Annotated in this window: 13 protein-coding genes; 10 read left to right on the forward strand and 3 right to left on the reverse strand. The window is 66.4% G+C overall.

The genetic code is table 11. The features are described 5' to 3' along the window. Positions 1–318 precede the first annotated feature (318 nt). A complete protein-coding gene (locus tag OHB26_RS23240) occupies positions 319–1,533 on the forward strand; it encodes a hypothetical protein (protein WP_330179374.1) in 1,215 nt (404 codons plus the stop codon). A gap of 95 nt (positions 1,534–1,628) precedes the next feature. Further along, complete coding sequence (gene nrdR, locus OHB26_RS23245; RefSeq protein ID WP_067573120.1) at positions 1,629–2,108, forward strand: transcriptional regulator NrdR; 480 nt, start codon at positions 1,629–1,631, stop codon at positions 2,106–2,108. A 28-nt stretch (positions 2,109–2,136) separates the two neighbouring features. On the opposite strand, the gene hrpA is transcribed toward nrdR, so the two are convergent. After that, the gene (hrpA, locus tag OHB26_RS23250; protein ID WP_330179375.1) at positions 2,137–6,516 is read right to left on the reverse strand and encodes an ATP-dependent RNA helicase HrpA; all 4,380 of its coding nucleotides are present in this window, start codon (positions 6,514–6,516) and stop codon (positions 2,137–2,139) included. A gap of 137 nt (positions 6,517–6,653) precedes the next feature. Here hrpA and OHB26_RS23255 point away from each other — a divergent pair, with 137 nt between their 5' ends. Further along, on the forward strand, positions 6,654–7,295 hold the full coding sequence (locus OHB26_RS23255; protein WP_330179376.1) for a Pr6Pr family membrane protein: 642 nt from the start codon (positions 6,654–6,656) through the stop codon (positions 7,293–7,295). Here the strand turns inward: OHB26_RS23255 and OHB26_RS23260 are convergent. Further along, positions 7,288–7,752, reverse strand: a complete 465-nt coding sequence (locus tag OHB26_RS23260; protein ID WP_330179377.1) for a GNAT family N-acetyltransferase — start codon at positions 7,750–7,752, stop codon at positions 7,288–7,290. The genes OHB26_RS23255 and OHB26_RS23260 overlap by 8 nt on opposite strands. Before the next feature lie 119 nt (positions 7,753–7,871). Beyond that, positions 7,872–8,564, reverse strand: a complete 693-nt coding sequence (locus OHB26_RS23265; RefSeq protein WP_330179378.1) for a MerR family transcriptional regulator — start codon at positions 8,562–8,564, stop codon at positions 7,872–7,874. A gap of 256 nt (positions 8,565–8,820) precedes the next feature. Here OHB26_RS23265 and OHB26_RS23270 point away from each other — a divergent pair, with 256 nt between their 5' ends. The 7 genes from OHB26_RS23270 (at position 8,821) to OHB26_RS23300 (ending at position 15,921) form a co-directional block, all read left to right on the forward strand. Then, positions 8,821–9,264, forward strand: a complete 444-nt coding sequence (locus OHB26_RS23270; protein ID WP_330179379.1) for a hypothetical protein — start codon at positions 8,821–8,823, stop codon at positions 9,262–9,264. A 47-nt stretch (positions 9,265–9,311) separates the two neighbouring features. Next, positions 9,312–10,208, forward strand: a complete 897-nt coding sequence (locus OHB26_RS23275) for an ROK family protein (RefSeq protein WP_330179380.1) — start codon at positions 9,312–9,314, stop codon at positions 10,206–10,208. Between the two features lie 179 nt (positions 10,209–10,387). Then, positions 10,388–11,539 (forward strand): GAF domain-containing protein, encoded by a 1,152-nt coding sequence (locus tag OHB26_RS23280; protein ID WP_330179381.1) that lies wholly within the window; start codon positions 10,388–10,390, stop codon positions 11,537–11,539. A gap of 63 nt (positions 11,540–11,602) precedes the next feature. Continuing rightward, positions 11,603–12,622, forward strand: a complete 1,020-nt coding sequence (locus tag OHB26_RS23285; RefSeq protein WP_330179382.1) for a conjugal transfer protein — start codon at positions 11,603–11,605, stop codon at positions 12,620–12,622. 19 nt (positions 12,623–12,641) lie between these two features. Continuing rightward, positions 12,642–12,908: a hypothetical protein gene (locus OHB26_RS23290; RefSeq protein ID WP_330179383.1), complete on the forward strand. Its 267-nt coding sequence runs from the start codon at positions 12,642–12,644 to the stop codon at positions 12,906–12,908. Then, positions 12,905–13,417 (forward strand): hypothetical protein, encoded by a 513-nt coding sequence (locus OHB26_RS23295; RefSeq protein WP_330179384.1) that lies wholly within the window; start codon positions 12,905–12,907, stop codon positions 13,415–13,417. The genes OHB26_RS23290 and OHB26_RS23295 overlap by 4 nt, the downstream gene beginning before the upstream one ends. Continuing rightward, positions 13,417–15,921 carry an ATP-binding protein gene (locus OHB26_RS23300; RefSeq protein ID WP_330179385.1) on the forward strand — a complete coding sequence of 835 codons (2,505 nt, stop codon included), beginning with the start codon at positions 13,417–13,419 and terminating at the stop codon, positions 15,919–15,921. The genes OHB26_RS23295 and OHB26_RS23300 overlap by 1 nt, the downstream gene beginning before the upstream one ends. Positions 15,922–15,926 lie beyond the last annotated feature (5 nt).

Consider the following 15,926-nt stretch of genomic DNA (forward strand, 5'->3'; position numbering starts at 1 on the left):
TGGGGTTGCGGGCGCGGTCACCACGCATTAGCGGAGCGTCGGCCGGGAGCGGCCGCCGATAACCGGCAGGTCGAACCGGATTTTCGAATAGGGGTGGACGGCCAATGCGAGTGGCCGTAAATGCAGATTGAAAACTGAAACACGTTGCTACGGTGCCTCGAGTGTGACAGCCGCAACACTCCCGCCGATCCCGATGGAGCGGCGGGGATCGCATAAGGGGAGACCATGGCGCAGGGCACCGCCCGCACGCGGGCAGGCGTGCACGAACCGCAGAGACCACACCGCCGAAGCCGGGGCAGAGCTTCACGACATCGGGGGATGGCGGGTCTGGTCCGACTGTTCGTCGTGCTCGGCACACTGATCTTCGGGTTCGTCTCGATACCGGTGGCGCAGGCCGAATCCGGTTACGCCGCATACCTGGATCTGCCATCGGTCAACGGAGACGGCGCCGGTGGCGGCGGTCTGAATCCCGCGCTCCCGCTCGATCCGGACGAGCTGCTGACCGCACTCGACCAGGCGCGGGCGGCGGGTATCGCACCGCGGCGGTACGCGACTCTGCTGCACCAGTATTGGTTGACGATCGCCACCCGGAACGCCGATATCGATTTGGCCGCATGGGATCCCACGCGGGGGGTTCCGGCGAACTCGCGCACCTTCATCCAGGTGTACGTGAACTACCTGCGGCTCAACAATCAACACCCGGACTATTACTGGGTCGGGTTGGCCGGGCTGGCGGGCGGCTCCTTCGCCTCCGGCTTCTTCGATATGGGCGATGTGGCCGGCATCGTGAGCGTGCCCGGTGTACACCAATTGGGCAGTGCCGTCGCCGATCTGCTGCGCGGCACGCCCGCAGAACTGACCGATCTGCTGCCCGCCGATATCAAGACACTCGGCACCGAGGGCGAGCGGCTCACCGCCGACGACCTGACCTGGTACCAGACCCGGCTGATGATCATGCAGAAGCACATCTTCATCGACCAGGTGCCCATGCACGAGGCGTACGCCGCCGCGGGCCTGGCCGGCGTCGAGGAGATGTACCGGGCCGGTGTGCTCGATGAGAACGCCGTCACCGCCTGGCGGGAGATCGACGGCGGCGCCCCGGCCGGGCTCGCCGACGCCGCGCTGCGCATGACCGATCGCGAACAGAATCAGATCATCGCGGACCAGTGGGATGTCACCTCGTCCGGTCGCGGCGTCATGGGCCGGGTCATGACCTATGTCAGCACCGTCGCGGGCAAGGCCGCCGTACCGGGCGCGCTGGCGCCGGGTGTGTTCGCGCCCACCACGATTACCGCGGGGAATATGGCATTGCGTACGCCACTGCCCGACTTCAACTGGGCCGATCGCGACACGCGTTGGAATTACATCACTCACGACCTGCTGCCCCGCTATTTGGAGCTCTGTGGGAATGAGGCGGTCGCGAGACCTGTTCTGGCAGAACCCTTCACGGATAAATTGGCGGCCGGTCGACTCATGCGCAGGCTGCCGGATCTGCTCGGTGATCTCACCGCGCAGTGGCAGCTCACCACCTGATCGGGGCCGCTCACCCGGGCGGACGCACAATGACCGCGTCGGTCCGGGTATCCTCGAGGTTGCTGAGGAGCCCAGGCCCCGACGAAGGATCCCGGATGCATTGCCCGTACTGTCGCCACCCCGACTCGAGGGTGGTCGACTCACGTGAGGCCGAAGAAGGCAGCGCCATCAGAAGGCGTCGTGCCTGCCCGGAGTGTGGGCGACGGTTCTCCACGGTGGAAACCGCGATCCTGTCGGTGGTCAAACGCAGCGGTGTGAGTGAGCCGTTCAGCCGCGAAAAGGTGATTCGTGGTGTGCGCCGCGCCTGCCAGGGGCGCGAGGTCGACGACGACGCCCTCAACCTCCTCGCCCAACAGGTCGAGGACGCCGTGCGCGCCAAAGGCGCGCCCGAGGTACCCAGCCACGAGGTCGGCCTGGCCATCCTCGGCCCGCTGCGTGATCTCGACGAGGTCGCCTACCTACGCTTCGCCTCGGTCTACCGATCCTTCAGCTCCGCCGAGGATTTCGAGCAGGAGATCGCCTCCCTCCGCAAACACCGCGCCGAAAACGCGGTCGGCGCAGCCGCTCCGAAGTAGAAGTTCCGCACCGCACTCCGGTGTCGGGTCAGCGCTTGGCGGGCGGTCTGCGCGCGGCGTCGATGGCTTTTTCGATGCGTTTTGTGGAGACCGCGTATGGGGTGCCGAGTTGCTGGGCGAAGAGGCTGACGCGGAGTTCTTCGATCATCCACCAGATTTCGAGGACATCGCGGCCGTTGCGGCGGCCCTCGGGGAGCAGTTCGAGGAGGCGGTCGTAGGCCGCGTGCACGCGATCGAGTTCGATCATGCCCTGGCGGTCGCGGTTGGCCGATGCGGGCAGGGCCTCCAGGCGCAGGCGGGCGGCCTCCAGATAGCGTGGGAGTTCACGCAATCGGGTACTGCCCCATTCGGAGACGAAGCCGCGGAAGACCAGGTCGTCGAGTTGATGCGTGACATCCTGTGCCGCTTCACGATCCCTGGTGTCGGCCAGGGCGGCGCGGACGCGATGCGCTTCGGCCAGGACCGGGACCACCAGGCGCACCGTCTGGGCGACAGTCGTGGTGAAGTTCGGGCGGACCTTCTCGATCAGCGCCTTGAACTGCTCCGGACTGCGCACCGGCCCACCGGCTTTCGCGATCAGCTCATCGGCGGCGCAGGCACGGCAGTCCTCGATGAGACCGTCGAGGGAGCCGTACGGATTCTGGCTCAGCGCAAGGCGATCGGTGGGCGGCAGCGCCGCGGTCACCGAACGCGCCGAGGTGGGCAGCGCGTTCAGCAGTAGCGTGCGGGTGCCGGTGCGCATGGCGGCGGCCTGTTCACCGGGGGAGCTGAGCACGCGGACCGCGACGCCCGCACCCTCGGGAACCAGTGCGGGATAACCGGTAATCGTCTGTCCGCCGACCTGTCGGCGCACGGTCGGCTCCAGCGTGCCGAGCGATTCGGAGGTCCATACCGCCGCCGGGGCGCGCTCTGCGGCGGCCGTGGCGCGGGCCACCGATTTCGACACCTGCGGGGCCAGTCGGGTTTTCAGCGCGGCCAGGCTCTTGTCGCGATCGACAATCGTGCCCGCGCCGTCGGTCGCGGCGAAGGTCATGCGCAGGTGATCCGGCAGCGCCGCCGGATCGATATCGGCTGGTGCGATGGTGACCGACCCCAGCCGGGACAGCTCACGCGCCAGCCCGGTGCGCAGCGGCTCCGCACGTGGAGTCAGCGCCGCCAGTGCGGCATTCGCGAAATCGGGTGCGGGCACCACCATGCGGCGCAACTGCTTGGGCAGGGTCTTGATGAGCGCTGTGGTGAGCTCCTCGCGCATCCCCGGCACCAGCCAGTCGAAGCCGACCGCGCGCACATGCGCCAGCTGCGGCACCGGAATGTGCACGGTCACACCGTCATCGGCTTTACCCGGCTCGAATTGATAGGTGAGCGGCAGAATCAGCTCACCCTGGCGCCAACTGTCCGGGAAGGCGGTCGGATCCAGCAGCGCCGCATCCTCGTTGACCACGGTCGAGGCGGTGAAGTCCAGGAGCGCCGGATCCTGCTTCTGCGCCTTGCGCCACCAGCTGTCGAAGTGCCGCACCGAGACCACATCGGCCGGAATCCGGCCGTCGTAGAAGTCGAACAGCACCTGATCGTCGACCAGGATGTCGCGCCGCCGCACCCGATGCTCCAAATCGGCGACATCGTCGAGTAATTCGCGATTCCGCTCGAAGAAGGCGTGTTGGGTCTGCCACTCACCCTGTACCAGGGCGTGTCTGATGAACAGCTCGCGCGAGAGCTCGGCATCGATCCGCCCGAAATCCACGCGTCGCTGGGTGACCAGCGGAATCCCGTACAGCGTCACGCGCTCATAGGCCAGGGCAGCGCCCCGCTTGGACGACCAATGCGGTTCGGAGTAGGTGCGTTTCACCAAATCCCCGGCCAACCGCTCGGCCCATTCGGGTTCGATCCGAGCCGCCGTCCGTCCCCACAGTCGCGAGGTCTCGACCAGTTCGGCCGCCATCACCCAGCGCGGCGCCTTCTTGGCCAGCGAGGAGCCGGGGAAGATCATGAACTTGGCATTGCGAGCCCCGAGGAACTCCCGGCTCTCCGCCTCCCGCACACCGATATGCGACAGCATGCCCGCCAGCAGCGCTTGATGAATCGAGGTCACATCCCACGGCATGGCCTCATCCGCCGCGGCGGCCTGCGCGGCGAGCCGTACCGAGAGACCCGAGCCTCCCGCATCGCGCCCGCTCGCCTGCCCCGCTCTGCCGGACGAAGTGACTGCCCCGACTGCTGAACTCCGGCGAGAAGTGCCGGACTGGGCGGAGGCCCCACCGCCGGGTGCAGCCGTGCCCGCCTGGCCGGATGCTGTTGTGTCGGAGACACTTTGCCCGGAGCGGCGATTTGCCGCACGCCCCCGCTCGTTGTCGGTCCGACCGGTGCCGGAGCCGTCCGGCTCGCCGTCGGTTCGCGATGACTCGGGGCCGCTCGTTCGCGCGCCACCGCGCCGGTTCCGGCCGCGTCTGCCCGCACCGCGCGCGTCGCCGGATTCTTCGAGGTCCGTCTCCGAAGACTGTGTGTCGCTCGCCGATTGGGAGTTCTCCGTGGACCAGCCGAGGCCGCGGGTGATGGTGCGGAGCTGGCCGTGTAGGTCCTGCCATTCGCGAATGCGGAGGTAGTGCAGGAACTCGTCACGGCACATGCGGCGGAACTGGTTGGAGGACAGGTTCTTCCGCTGTTCGCCGAGGTAGTCCCAGAGTTTGAGGTAGGCCAGGAAGTCCGATCCCTCGACATTGAAGCGGGCGTGCTTGGTGTCGGCGGCTTGCTGGAACTCCACCGGACGCTCGCGCACATCCTGGATCGACAGCGCCGCGACGATAATGAGTACCTCGGCGAGGCAGCCGGTATTGTTCGCCTCGACCAGCATGCGCGCCATCCGCGGATCCACCGGCAGCTGCGCCATTTCGCGGCCGACGGGTGTGAGCACCAGTCCGGCGTCCGGGATCTCGGCGTTACCGGCCTCCTCGCCGCGCCGCGCCAGCGCGCCCAACTCCTCCAGCAGCGCGATGCCATCGCGGATCGCGCGATTGTCCGGAGCCTCCACGAACGGGAAGCTCTCGATATCGCCGAGCCCGAGCGCGGTCATCTGCAGAATGACGGCGGCCAGATTGGTGCGCAGAATCTCCGGTTCGGTGAACTGCGGCCGTGCTTCGAAATCGTCCTCGGAGTACAGCCGGATGGCGATACCGTCCGCCACACGTCCACAGCGCCCGGACCGCTGCCGCGCCGAAGCCTGCGAGATCGGTTCGATGGGCAGCCGTTGCACCTTGGTGCGCATGGAGTAGCGGGAGATTCGCGCGGTACCCGGATCGACCACGTATCGAATACCGGGCACGGTCAGCGAGGTCTCGGCCACATTGGTGGCCAGCACGACTCGGCGACCGGCATGGTTACTGAACACCTTGTGCTGTTCGGCCGCCGACAACCGCGCGTACAGCGGCAGAATCTCGGTGCGCGGCAACTTCATATCGCGCAGGGTGTCCGCGGTATCGCGGATCTCGCGCTCACCGGAGAGGAATACCAGGATGTCCCCGTCTCCCTCGGCGAGCAATTCGCGCACCGCGTCACCAATGGCGTCGGTGGGGTCGCGGTCGACGATCCGGGTGTCCTCGTCATCGGGATCATCGGAGGTGAGTGGAACCTCCAGGGACAGTGGCTGATACCGGATCTCCACCGGATACGACCGCCCGGACACCTCGACAATCGGTGCGGGCGAGCCGTTCTCAGCACTGAAGTGCCGGGCGAACAACTCCGGATCGATGGTGGCCGAGGTGATGATCAGCTTCAGATCCGGGCGCTTGGGCAGCAGCTGCTTGAGATAGCCCATCAGGAAGTCGATATTGAGACTGCGCTCATGCGCCTCATCGATAATGATGGTGTCGTAGCGGCGAAGTAGCCGGTCCCGCTGGATCTCCGCCAGCAGAATGCCGTCGGTCATCAGCTTGACCAAGGTCCGATCCGAGGCCTGATCGGTGAAGCGAACGGTATAGCCGACCACATCGCCCAGTTCGCCGCCGAGCTCCTCGGCAATGCGCTCGGCCACGGTGCGCGCGGCGAGCCGGCGGGGCTGGGTGTGCCCGATGGTGCCGCGAATACCGCGACCCAGCTCCAGGCAGATCTTGGGCAGCTGGGTGGTCTTACCCGAACCGGTCTCACCGGCCACGATCACGACCTGATTGGCGGCGATGGCGGCGGCGATATCGTCACGCCGCGCGGAGACCGGCAGCTGCTCCGGATAACGGATCTCGGGTACGGCGGAGCGGCGGGCGTCGACGCGGCGTTGCGCGGCGGCGATATCGGCTTCGAGTTCGGTGAGATCGCCGCCGCGGACCTTGTCGAGACGCCGACGCAACCGGTGTTCGTCGCGGATCGAGAGGTCGGCCAGGCGGGATCGAAGCTCGCGAGAGGTGGCGGCGGTCCTGGTCATTGCACCGTCAAGCGTAGCGAAGTCATTGCCCGTCCCGCTCATCGCGGTGGTGCAAATCGCTCGAAAGCGATTGCCTGATGTGTGCTGTATCGGCGTATCGTCCCCGTTTCGCCGCTTTCCCATGCGAATATCAGGCCATGGTCGCTACCGCCGGGACGCCGATGTGGGTCCGTGTACCGCGTATTGCCTTCGGTCTGTTCGCGCTGGTGGCGCTGGTGGACATACCGGTGCGCAATATCGGTGTCGACGGCTACTCGTATACCAACTTCTTCAGCTACTTCACCATCCAGTCGAACATCCTGGGCGTGCTGGTGCTGTTGGTCGGTGGTCTGCGCGATCCCGGCTCGCGGGGCTGGCAGCTGTTCCGTGGCGCGGGCACGCTCTATCTGACGATCACCGGCATCATCTACGCGGTCCTGCTCGCCGATGTGGATGTGCAGATGGACGGCTTGTGGACCAATGCGGCTCTGCACAAGGTGATGCCGCTGGTCATCCTGCTCGATTGGCTGATCATCCCAGCCGGTATCAAGGTGACGCCGAAGCTGATCGGCTGGTGGTTGATCTATCCCATCGCCTACGGCGTCTACACGCTGATCCGCGGCCCCATCGTGGACTGGTACCCCTACCCGTTCATCGATCCGCGGACCCAGGGCTATCTCGCCATGTCCGGCAAGCTGGTGGTGATCGTGCTCTTCTTCGTCATTCTGGCCGCGGCGGTGGCGGCGCTGAACGGCTTCCTGGTCCGCTTCTGGCGCGAAAGCCGCACGCACGTCAGTTGATTCGGAGTTCGCGGGTCATGAACACACTGTGCGGGTCGTTCGTGTAATCGGCGAACGGCCCGCAGTGCTCGAACCCGTGCCGCTCATACAACCGCACTGCGGGCAGATAGAACTCCCCGGATCCGGTCTCCAGACTCAGTCGCGTGTATCCGCGCGCCTTCGCCTCATCCATCATGTGCCGCAACAGCATCGAGGCCACCCCGCGCCCTCGGAAGGCGGTTGTCATACGCATGGACTTGATCTCACCGAAGCTCGGATCATGCTCCTTGACGGCCCCGCACCCCGCGAGTACATCGTCTTCCCACACCGACCAGAACGTGAACTCGGGCTTGCGCAGCTCGGCCACATCCAGCGCGTGCATGCTGTCCTCGGGAGAGTTCTCCAGCATCTCGGCCACATGGGCCTCGAGCAGTTCGATCACCTCGGATCCGGACAGATCGTCCACGATAATGCGCATGCCATCAGATTAGCTATACCGAATGGTCGACAGAATTTGCCCGCCGAATGCTGGGAAAATCACTGACCGACAGCGGGGTTGGGGCCAACGCCTTGAGTGTCACAGTGACGAAAGTGGTGTTAGGGCACCGGGTCGTCGCTCGGCAGCGGATCGGTATGGCGGGACAGCACCTGATCGATCAGCTCGGCGGCCGCGCGATTGGTCATCAGCCGGGCGATGGCGATATTGGTCTCGAAGTCGTTGCGATCACCGGGCGTGCGGTCCGATTGTGCGAAGGGTTTGCCCGCCAGATGGAAGAACAGTTCGGCGGCGTAACGGTCCACCGCCTGGTCGACGTCGACCCGGAAACGTTCGACCAGACCGAAAGCGGCCGATGCGGGTAGACCCGCATCGATCAGTCGCGTCGCCAGATCGCAGCAGCGGGGATTGGCCAGCCGGTAGGCCTCGAGTGGATCGGTGGCGGCCAGGGCCTTCCGCATATACTCGGGCAGCTCCGGCGCGGGTGCCGCGGGTGCGGTCGCCGCGGGCGCGGTTTCATCGGGTTGATCCGGTACGCCGAGGATTTCGGCCAATCCGTCACCGCGATCCCAGGCTTCGAGAAGTTCGCGGATGCCGTTGAGTTTCATACCCCGGCTCAGCAGTCGGCTGATGGTCTGCAATCGACTCAGGTGGTTGACGTCGTAGTAGCCGATGCGCCCGCGGACGTCGGGGGAGGGTAGGAGGCCGCGTTCGTGATACACACGGACGCTGCGCACGGTTGTATCGGCCACCCGTGCCAGTTCATCGATGGTGTATTCCACTGTGCCGATCATCCTCAGAATCCAGATCCGGGCTGGTGTGCGGTACCGAATGTATCGAGCCGCTACACAACGATGCAACATAACCGGACCTAAGTCAATGTGCCGTTACATAACGGCATAAACCTTGCGGGGTAGACACATGTCGGTTAACGTGCCTCTACCGGCTACTACAGCCGCTTCCGGGGACTGCCCGATCAGCCCCGACGACCGCCCGATAAGTGGGACGCGACCGAATCGCGTTGTGCCCCCATGTTTTCCGGAGACGGCTATGAGCATCACCCGCACCCGCACCCTGAGCGGGGTTTCCCTCGCGGCGACCAAGGTCGCCGCGACTCCGATCCGCGCCAACCGCCCGCCCTGCGCGGAGATTCCCAATGCCTGGGACCTCGATGTCGGCACGCCCGAATCCTGGCGGATGGCCGTGGAGATCTGTCAGAGCTGTCCACTGTTGGCTCAATGCGAGTCGTTGGCAAAGACATTCATCGCCCGCGGGGACGCGCCCAGGGCCATGATATGGGCCGGCATCGGTTACGACAATGCCGGCAAAGTGGTCGAGAATCTCGACCGGCACCGCATCGCTCCCGTCGATCGCAATCGGCCCATGCGGATCATCCGCAATGGTCAGGGCGCGAACCGGGCCGAGCCCGCCTTGCCCGCGCCGCGTCGGCACCTCGTGCTCGGTCAACCGCTGCGGCCCACCGGCACCGCCTAGCTCTGCCCCGCTGATCGATTGGAAACCCTTGTGATGGTGGATAACTCATGACAGTGCTGGCCCTGGAAGTGGGCGCCGCCGGATTCGCCGCCGGACAGGTGGCCGACGATGTCGGCGCCGATGAGATCCGGCGTGTGCCCCTGCCCGCGGGCGCGCCCTGGGACGGCTGCCGGGATCTGTTGCTCGAGGTGGCGGCGGGCTCCCAGGTCACCGCCCTGGGCATTGCCTGCTCCGGGCCGGTGGATATGGCCGCCGGAGTGGTGGCTTCCACCGAAATACCGCAGTGGCGAACGGGTTTCGCGATCGTCGATGCCGCGCGCAAGGTCTTTCCCAACGCGAATGTGAGCATCGCGCTGGACGGGGTCTGCCTGGCCCTGGCCGAGCGCAGCTTCGGTGCGGCTCAGGGTGTGATGGACTCGCTCGCCATCTCGGCCTCGGAGCAGATCAGCGGCGGTATGACCGTCGGCGGCTTCGCGGTGGTGGGGCGCACCGGGAATGCGGGCAGTATCGCGCACACCCTCGTGCCCGGTTTCGACGAGCGGTGTGAATGCGGCGGGCACGGTTGTGTGCAGGCGGTGGCGAGCGGTGCGGCGATCCGCGCGTGGGCGCGGGGGCAGGGCTGGTCCGGGGATTCGCTCGCGGCGTTGCTCACCGCCGCGCAGCAGGGCGACGGCATTGCGGTCGCCGCTCTGGGGCGCGCGGGAACCGCGCTGGGCAAGGCCATTTCGTCGACGGCGGCGCTGCTCGACCTGGACCTGGTGGTCATCGGCGGCGTCATGGCGGCGGCGGGTCCGGCGCTGTGGAAACCGCTGGGTGAGGCGGTCGCGGACCACGCCAGATTGGGCTATCTCGCCGGATTGCGGGTGGTGCCTTCGGCTCTGGGGGAGTTGGGCGTGCTGGCGGGTGCGGGCGTTCTGGCCATGTTCGGGGAGAAATCGTCGTGACGATCGAGCGGGGCGCCGGGCAGTGCTGCGTGCACGCTACCGGGCCGTTAACCTCGGGCCCGGTTGATTTCCAGTAGGTGAATTCCATTGAACGTACCGCTATACAACGGTACATTGCATGGGTGGGAAACTCTCCTGGATCTCCGAATCCTGAGTCGAGGCTGGGACCGCCGAGCGAAATGCGAAGCGGCCCAGTCATTCCCTGGATATCGGCGGAGACGCTGACGTCCGAGGCGCTCACAGTAGCCTCTGTGGGGAGCTCCGCGCGCGACTTCGCCGCATGGCAGCGCGTCCTACAGCGGCAGCTGGCCAAGACGCCCGCGCTCTACCAGGGCCTGACGCCCGCCGGTATCACCGACGCCGTGCATGCCGTGCGGGAACGGGCGACCGAGTTCAAGCTCACCGTTCCGAGTCGGTCCGGCCCGCACGCGCTCTGGGCGCGACCGGTGCTGGGTCCCGCGGGGGATGTGCACGGGGTACAGCTCTGGATGGGCCCGGCCGCGGACTCAGCGCCGGTCCCGCCGGCGGCGGCCGGGGCCGTCTGGGATCTCGAATCCCAGACGCTCGCCATGCCCAGCGGCATTACCGAGCTGACCGGATTCGCGGCCGAGGATTACGTCCCCAGGATGTCCATCGCCGAATTGTTCCAGCGGGTCTCGGGATTCGATCGCCACGCCGAGGTGCTGGACCTGCTGTACGAGGCGAAGGCGGGCACCAGACTGCAATTCGATGCCACCGTCACCAGTGCCGCGGGCCGGGCGGGCCGATGTCGCTTCACCATTCGCGGCCGAGATGACGGGCGCGCCCGGGGCGCATGGTGGCTGATCGAGGATGTCACCTCCGAACAGCTCGTCACCCATCGGCCCACCTTGGAGAACATCGGGCTGCGCGAAGCACATCGGCGCGCGGGCACCCACCTGGCCGTGCTGCATCTGGAACACATCGGCATCGCGCACTGGCTGACCGATCCGGCCACGTGGATCCGATGGGACTATCTCTTCCGCCCCGGTGATGTCTTTCATCCCGGGGATCGGGAGCAGCTGCTCGCACTCGGCGATCAGGTGCGGGCCGGGTACACCGCCGGCGCGACGGTGCGCACGCTGGACTACCGCGGGGGTTACACCTCCAGTTCGCTGCTGCTCTACCCCTATCCGGGATACTCGAGCCGACCGCTGGCAATTGTGCAATTCGTTTGTGCCGGAGATTGTTCCCCACAGCCCGAACCGCTGTGCGATAGCGCCGGAATACCGCTGGCCGGGGTGCCCATCGGCTATGACGAACAATTGCGCTTTCGGCTCACCGGGCGAAAGGCCAGAAAGGCGCACGCCTGAATCCATTCCCAGAATTGGGAGTACCGCCGAGTAACGTTGCGCCACTTGATCTCTACCATTTCGATGGTGAGCGTAACGAGTGGTGGACGGGCAGATTCCGGTGCGGCGCTGCTCCGCCGGATGGCCGCCCGGCGCCGCCGGGACAATGTGGTCGTCGTAATACTCGCGGCGCTGGCGGTTTTCGGCGGCGGGCACGCGATACTCGACGCGTTCTCCGATCCGCCACCGGGCCCCTCCGACAATTCGACGATATCGCTGCTCGGCAAATCCCAACTGGCCGAGTCCTTCGCCCGCGATTTCGTTGTCACCTATCTGAGTGCCGGCGCCGGACAACAGGATCGAATCCAGGAATTCGTCGGCGGTGCACAGCAGGCCACCCTGCCCACGACCGGCCGCCCGGTGAGCGATCCGAGCGTGGTCTACGTCAGCCGCGAGCTCACCAGCGGGGGAGTGGACGTGTGGGGCGTGACCGTCTCGGTCCGCATCACCCGCAGAATCGGTGCGGCGGCTGATGATTCGCGTCAGTGCTATCAGGTGTCGGTGGCGATGGTCGAGGGCCGGATGCGGGCACTGTCGCTGCCCGCCGCGGTCGAACCACCAGGCCACGGCCCCGAGCTGGCGCTGAACTACGGCGCGACGTGCGCCGCGGACACCCCGCTGGCCCAGGTGGCCGCCGGATTCCTGCAGGCGCTGCTGACCGGGACGGGTGATATCGCCCGCTACACCACCCCGACCTCCGGAATCGGCGCATTGCGTCCGGCCCCGTTCACTTCGGCGGAGACCGCCACGGTCAACGCCGACGACGCGTCGTGCGGTGCGAACGGATCCACCGCGCGGGTGCTGGTTTCGGTGAACCCGAAGCTCGACGGCGCGGGCACCCCGACCCTGGCCTATCCGCTGACGATGCTGCGTGAGGCTGGGCAGTGGCAGGTCAAATCCGTGGATTCGGTTCCCGCGCTGCATCTTCCGCTCACCGCCGGATCGGCGCAGTCGGCCGCCGGCGCGGGCGCCACCAGTACTACCACGACCACGGCCAAGGGGCCGGCGAGTGCGGCGCAGGTGCCGCAGGCAACCCAGAACTGACCGGGAAAGGACTCCCCGCATGGGCACACAGCTCGGCAGCATCCTCTACGGAGTACTGCTCGTCTTCCGCTGGCTCGGCCTGATCATTTTGACCATCGCCAGCATGGGAATCCTCATCTCCGAGGCCACCAAGAACAAGCTCTCGCCCGGCAAGGTCTTCGCGGTCACCGGGTCGGCGATCGTGGCGGCGGTGTTGTTCTGGATTCTGCCGACCATCATCAACTACGCGCGGGTCGACTCGGGCACCGTCGTCCAGGACTTCCCGATCGGCCGGTACGGCCGATGAGTTCGGTGATCAAGGTCTTCACCCCGATCAAGCGGGTGCCGACGGTGATCGGCAAGGCGCAGAACGGCCAGAAGCTGCCCTTCGGCCCGTACACGCTGCCGCAGATCGCGGCGGCGGCCGGGTTGCTGGCGATCACCGCGGTGTGCTCGATGAGCTTTCCGATCAATCCGGCGGGCACTTTCGTGGCCGGACTGGTCGTGACCGTGGCGAGCGTGTTCGCACTCGGTCTGATCCCGTACACCGGTGTCCGTTTGACCTCGCGGGTGCTGTGGGTCGGTCGGCTGCTCGTGCACCGAAAGCCGGTGTCCGCCTCGGGAATGCCGATCGACGCGGAGTCGGCGCGGCACACCCTGTTCATCGAGGAGTCCGTGGTGGTGATCTTCCCGGAGGACCGGGTCGCGGAGCCGCGGCCCGTCGCGCCGGTTCCCGTCTTGAACCTGGACGCGGGCGGCAGTCTGCTCGCGGCGATCGACGGCGGCCGCGCACTACTACCGGGTGGGCGCGGCTGATGGCGTTCGACCGCGACCTCCAGCCGACCGTGGCGATTCGCGGGAACCTCCAGTTCACGCATGCCGGTCTGGTCACCGCGACCTACTTCATCAATCCGCTCGGCTACGGATTGCGCAACGCCAGTGACAAATTCGATGTCAAGGCCGCGCATCACGCGCTGATCAACAGCCTGCCGAACGGCTCGCTGCTGCTGGGCATCCAGGCTGGGCTCAATACCCTGGACGTGCTCGGCAAGATGGTGGAGGGCGTCGATCTCGACGAATGTGAATCGTATGCGGTCGAAGTGGTCGCGGCCTACGAGCGGGTTCGTGCCATCGGGCCGCAGACGCGAATATTCCTGCTGTCCATGCCCGTCGGCTCCGCCAACCCGGGAATGTCCGGGCTGGCGCGGATGTGGCGCGGCGCCGCACCGGCGGACCTGTCCGGGGTCACCCGGGCCGATATCGAGGGGTACGAGGAGAAAGCGTCCGAGATCCTGTCTCGGATCGGCGAGGATTTCGACCCGATGCCGGTTCCGGCGGCATTGTTCCAATGGTTGTGGGAGCACTACCTTTCCCGGGGCGCGGCCGGAGATCCGGTGGCGCCCACCCGGGTCGGCGCGCTCGATGATGTGACGGCCGCGGTCTTCCGCTCGGCCGCCCTCGACGAGGGCGCGCAGGCCGACAGCGGACGTCGGCTGCGGCCCTCGTTCGTGCCGGTGATCAAGGTGGTGCAACCCGATTTCGAGTTCCGGCCCTCCTACCAGGCGATGCTGACCCCGCATTCATTTCCATACGCGGGCATGACATTTCCCGGCGGCAGCGAATTCCTCAATGTGATCGAGGGGCTCGGCGATGTCACCGTCGACTGGGGGATTCGGGTGTCGACCCGGCCCGCGGATCAGGTGCTCAAGAACAACGAGACCAACCTGCGCCGACTCGGCGAGCAGATGGATCAGCGTGATCAGGAAGTGTCGTTCGCACAGAACACCCTGATGTCGAAGGCACAGATGCTGGGGGAGTACAACACCCACTTCGAGGTCAACGGTGGGGAGTCGGAGGTGTCCTTCACGACGGTCATCGCGGTCGGCGGGGCCTCCCGGGAGGCGACCATGGACGCGGTGAACCTGCTCAAACGCCGCTACCGCAGGTTTCAGGTCGAGCTCACCGCACCGCTGGGCGCACAGGTGGACCTGTGGTCGATGCTGGTGCCGGGCAGTCCGCAGCGGCGGGCATTCGACGATTTCGCCCATATCGTGCCCTCGGACATGTGGGCCGGATTCGTGCCGTTCACCAGCAGTCAGATCGGCGACGACAGCGGTCCGGTGATCGGGGTGAACCTGATGTCGGGGCACTTCGAGCCGATCCACTTCGGCATCATGGAGGCCGCGCTGCACGATCTGTCCGCCTCGTTCGCCGTCACCGGTGAACTCGGTTCGGGCAAATCCTATCTGCTGAAACTCATCGCGGCACTGGTCAATGACATGGGCGGGCAGTTCCTCGCCATCGACCGCAGCCAGGTCGGGGAATGGGCGCATTTCGCCGCCGCCATCGACGACGCGGTGGTCATCGATCTGGCCAATCCGACTGTCTCCCTGGACCCTTTGCGTCTGTTCGACCCGCGTATCGCGGGCGAGCGCACCCTGGATTCGATTCTGCCGTTGCTCGATCTCTCACCGACCTCGGGTGCGGGTGCGGTGGCCAGTTCCCTGCTCACCCCGCGCGGTATCGCCGAGCATCGCATCGCCTCGCTGGTGGATCTGTTCCAGGTGGTACTGCGCCTGCGTGATACGCCCGGAATCGGTGACGACTACGCGGATCTGGCCTCCCGGCTGGGAACGATCGCCGATCGGGTGCCGGTGCTGTTCGACCCGAATCTGGCGACCCTGCGACTGGATTCGGCCGCCACCGTGATTCGCAGTCATCAGGTGGCGCTGCCCTCGGCCGAGGAGCTCACCACACCGCACCTGTACAACCGGCTGCCCCTGACCAAACGACTCGGCACCGCGCTGTACGAACTCGTGGGAGTCGCCGCGCGCGAGGCGTTCCTGCGTGACAACGGCCGTTTCGGACTGCTGATCGGCGATGAGGCGCACCATTTCACTCAAACCCAGGTCGGTGCGGCGGTCACCTCGGACTTCAGTCGTGACGGCCGAAAGCATCTGGCCGCCATCGGCCTCGCCTCGCACGATCCGGCCACCGACTTCCAGGGCGCGGCACACAATCTCATCCCGAACCGGTTCGTCTTCCGCCAGCGCGATGAGACCCTCGCGCGCAACAGCCTGGAATGGCTGGGCGTGAATCTCGACGAAGCGCCCTACCTGCTGCAGATTCTGCGCGAGGACACCTCACCACCGGTCGGTCCGGGCCGCCAGGTGCCGCAGGAGCGGCGCGGGGAGATGTTCATGCGCGATGCCTTGAACCGCATCGGGCGCGGCAAGATCCTGGGGCCGGCACGACCCGAGCGGGCCGCCGCCATCACCAGTACGCCGGGGGCCGTCAAGGCCGCGATCGGGCAGGGCTGATGAGC

Origin of the sequence: Nocardia sp. NBC_01503 (assembly GCF_036327755.1) — a bacterium.
Lineage (GTDB): Bacteria > Actinomycetota > Actinomycetes > Mycobacteriales > Mycobacteriaceae > Nocardia.

Excerpts from the sequence above, each read along its gene's own strand:
- OHB26_RS23240 (WP_330179374.1), top strand. The coding sequence starts at position 319 with ATGGCGGGTCTGGTCCGACTGTTCGTCGTGCTCGGCACACTGATCTTC.
- nrdR (WP_067573120.1), top strand. The coding sequence starts at position 1,629 with ATGCATTGCCCGTACTGTCGCCACCCCGACTCGAGGGTGGTCGACTCA.
- hrpA (WP_330179375.1), bottom strand. The coding sequence starts at position 6,516 with ATGACCAGGACCGCCGCCACCTCTCGCGAGCTTCGATCCCGCCTGGCC.
- OHB26_RS23255 (WP_330179376.1), top strand. The coding sequence starts at position 6,654 with ATGGTCGCTACCGCCGGGACGCCGATGTGGGTCCGTGTACCGCGTATT.
- OHB26_RS23260 (WP_330179377.1), bottom strand. The coding sequence starts at position 7,752 with ATGCGCATTATCGTGGACGATCTGTCCGGATCCGAGGTGATCGAACTG.
- OHB26_RS23265 (WP_330179378.1), bottom strand. The coding sequence starts at position 8,564 with ATGATCGGCACAGTGGAATACACCATCGATGAACTGGCACGGGTGGCC.
- OHB26_RS23270 (WP_330179379.1), top strand. The coding sequence starts at position 8,821 with ATGAGCATCACCCGCACCCGCACCCTGAGCGGGGTTTCCCTCGCGGCG.
- OHB26_RS23275 (WP_330179380.1), top strand. The coding sequence starts at position 9,312 with ATGACAGTGCTGGCCCTGGAAGTGGGCGCCGCCGGATTCGCCGCCGGA.
- OHB26_RS23280 (WP_330179381.1), top strand. The coding sequence starts at position 10,388 with ATGCGAAGCGGCCCAGTCATTCCCTGGATATCGGCGGAGACGCTGACG.
- OHB26_RS23285 (WP_330179382.1), top strand. The coding sequence starts at position 11,603 with ATGGTGAGCGTAACGAGTGGTGGACGGGCAGATTCCGGTGCGGCGCTG.
- OHB26_RS23290 (WP_330179383.1), top strand. The coding sequence starts at position 12,642 with ATGGGCACACAGCTCGGCAGCATCCTCTACGGAGTACTGCTCGTCTTC.
- OHB26_RS23295 (WP_330179384.1), top strand. The coding sequence starts at position 12,905 with ATGAGTTCGGTGATCAAGGTCTTCACCCCGATCAAGCGGGTGCCGACG.
- OHB26_RS23300 (WP_330179385.1), top strand. The coding sequence starts at position 13,417 with ATGGCGTTCGACCGCGACCTCCAGCCGACCGTGGCGATTCGCGGGAAC.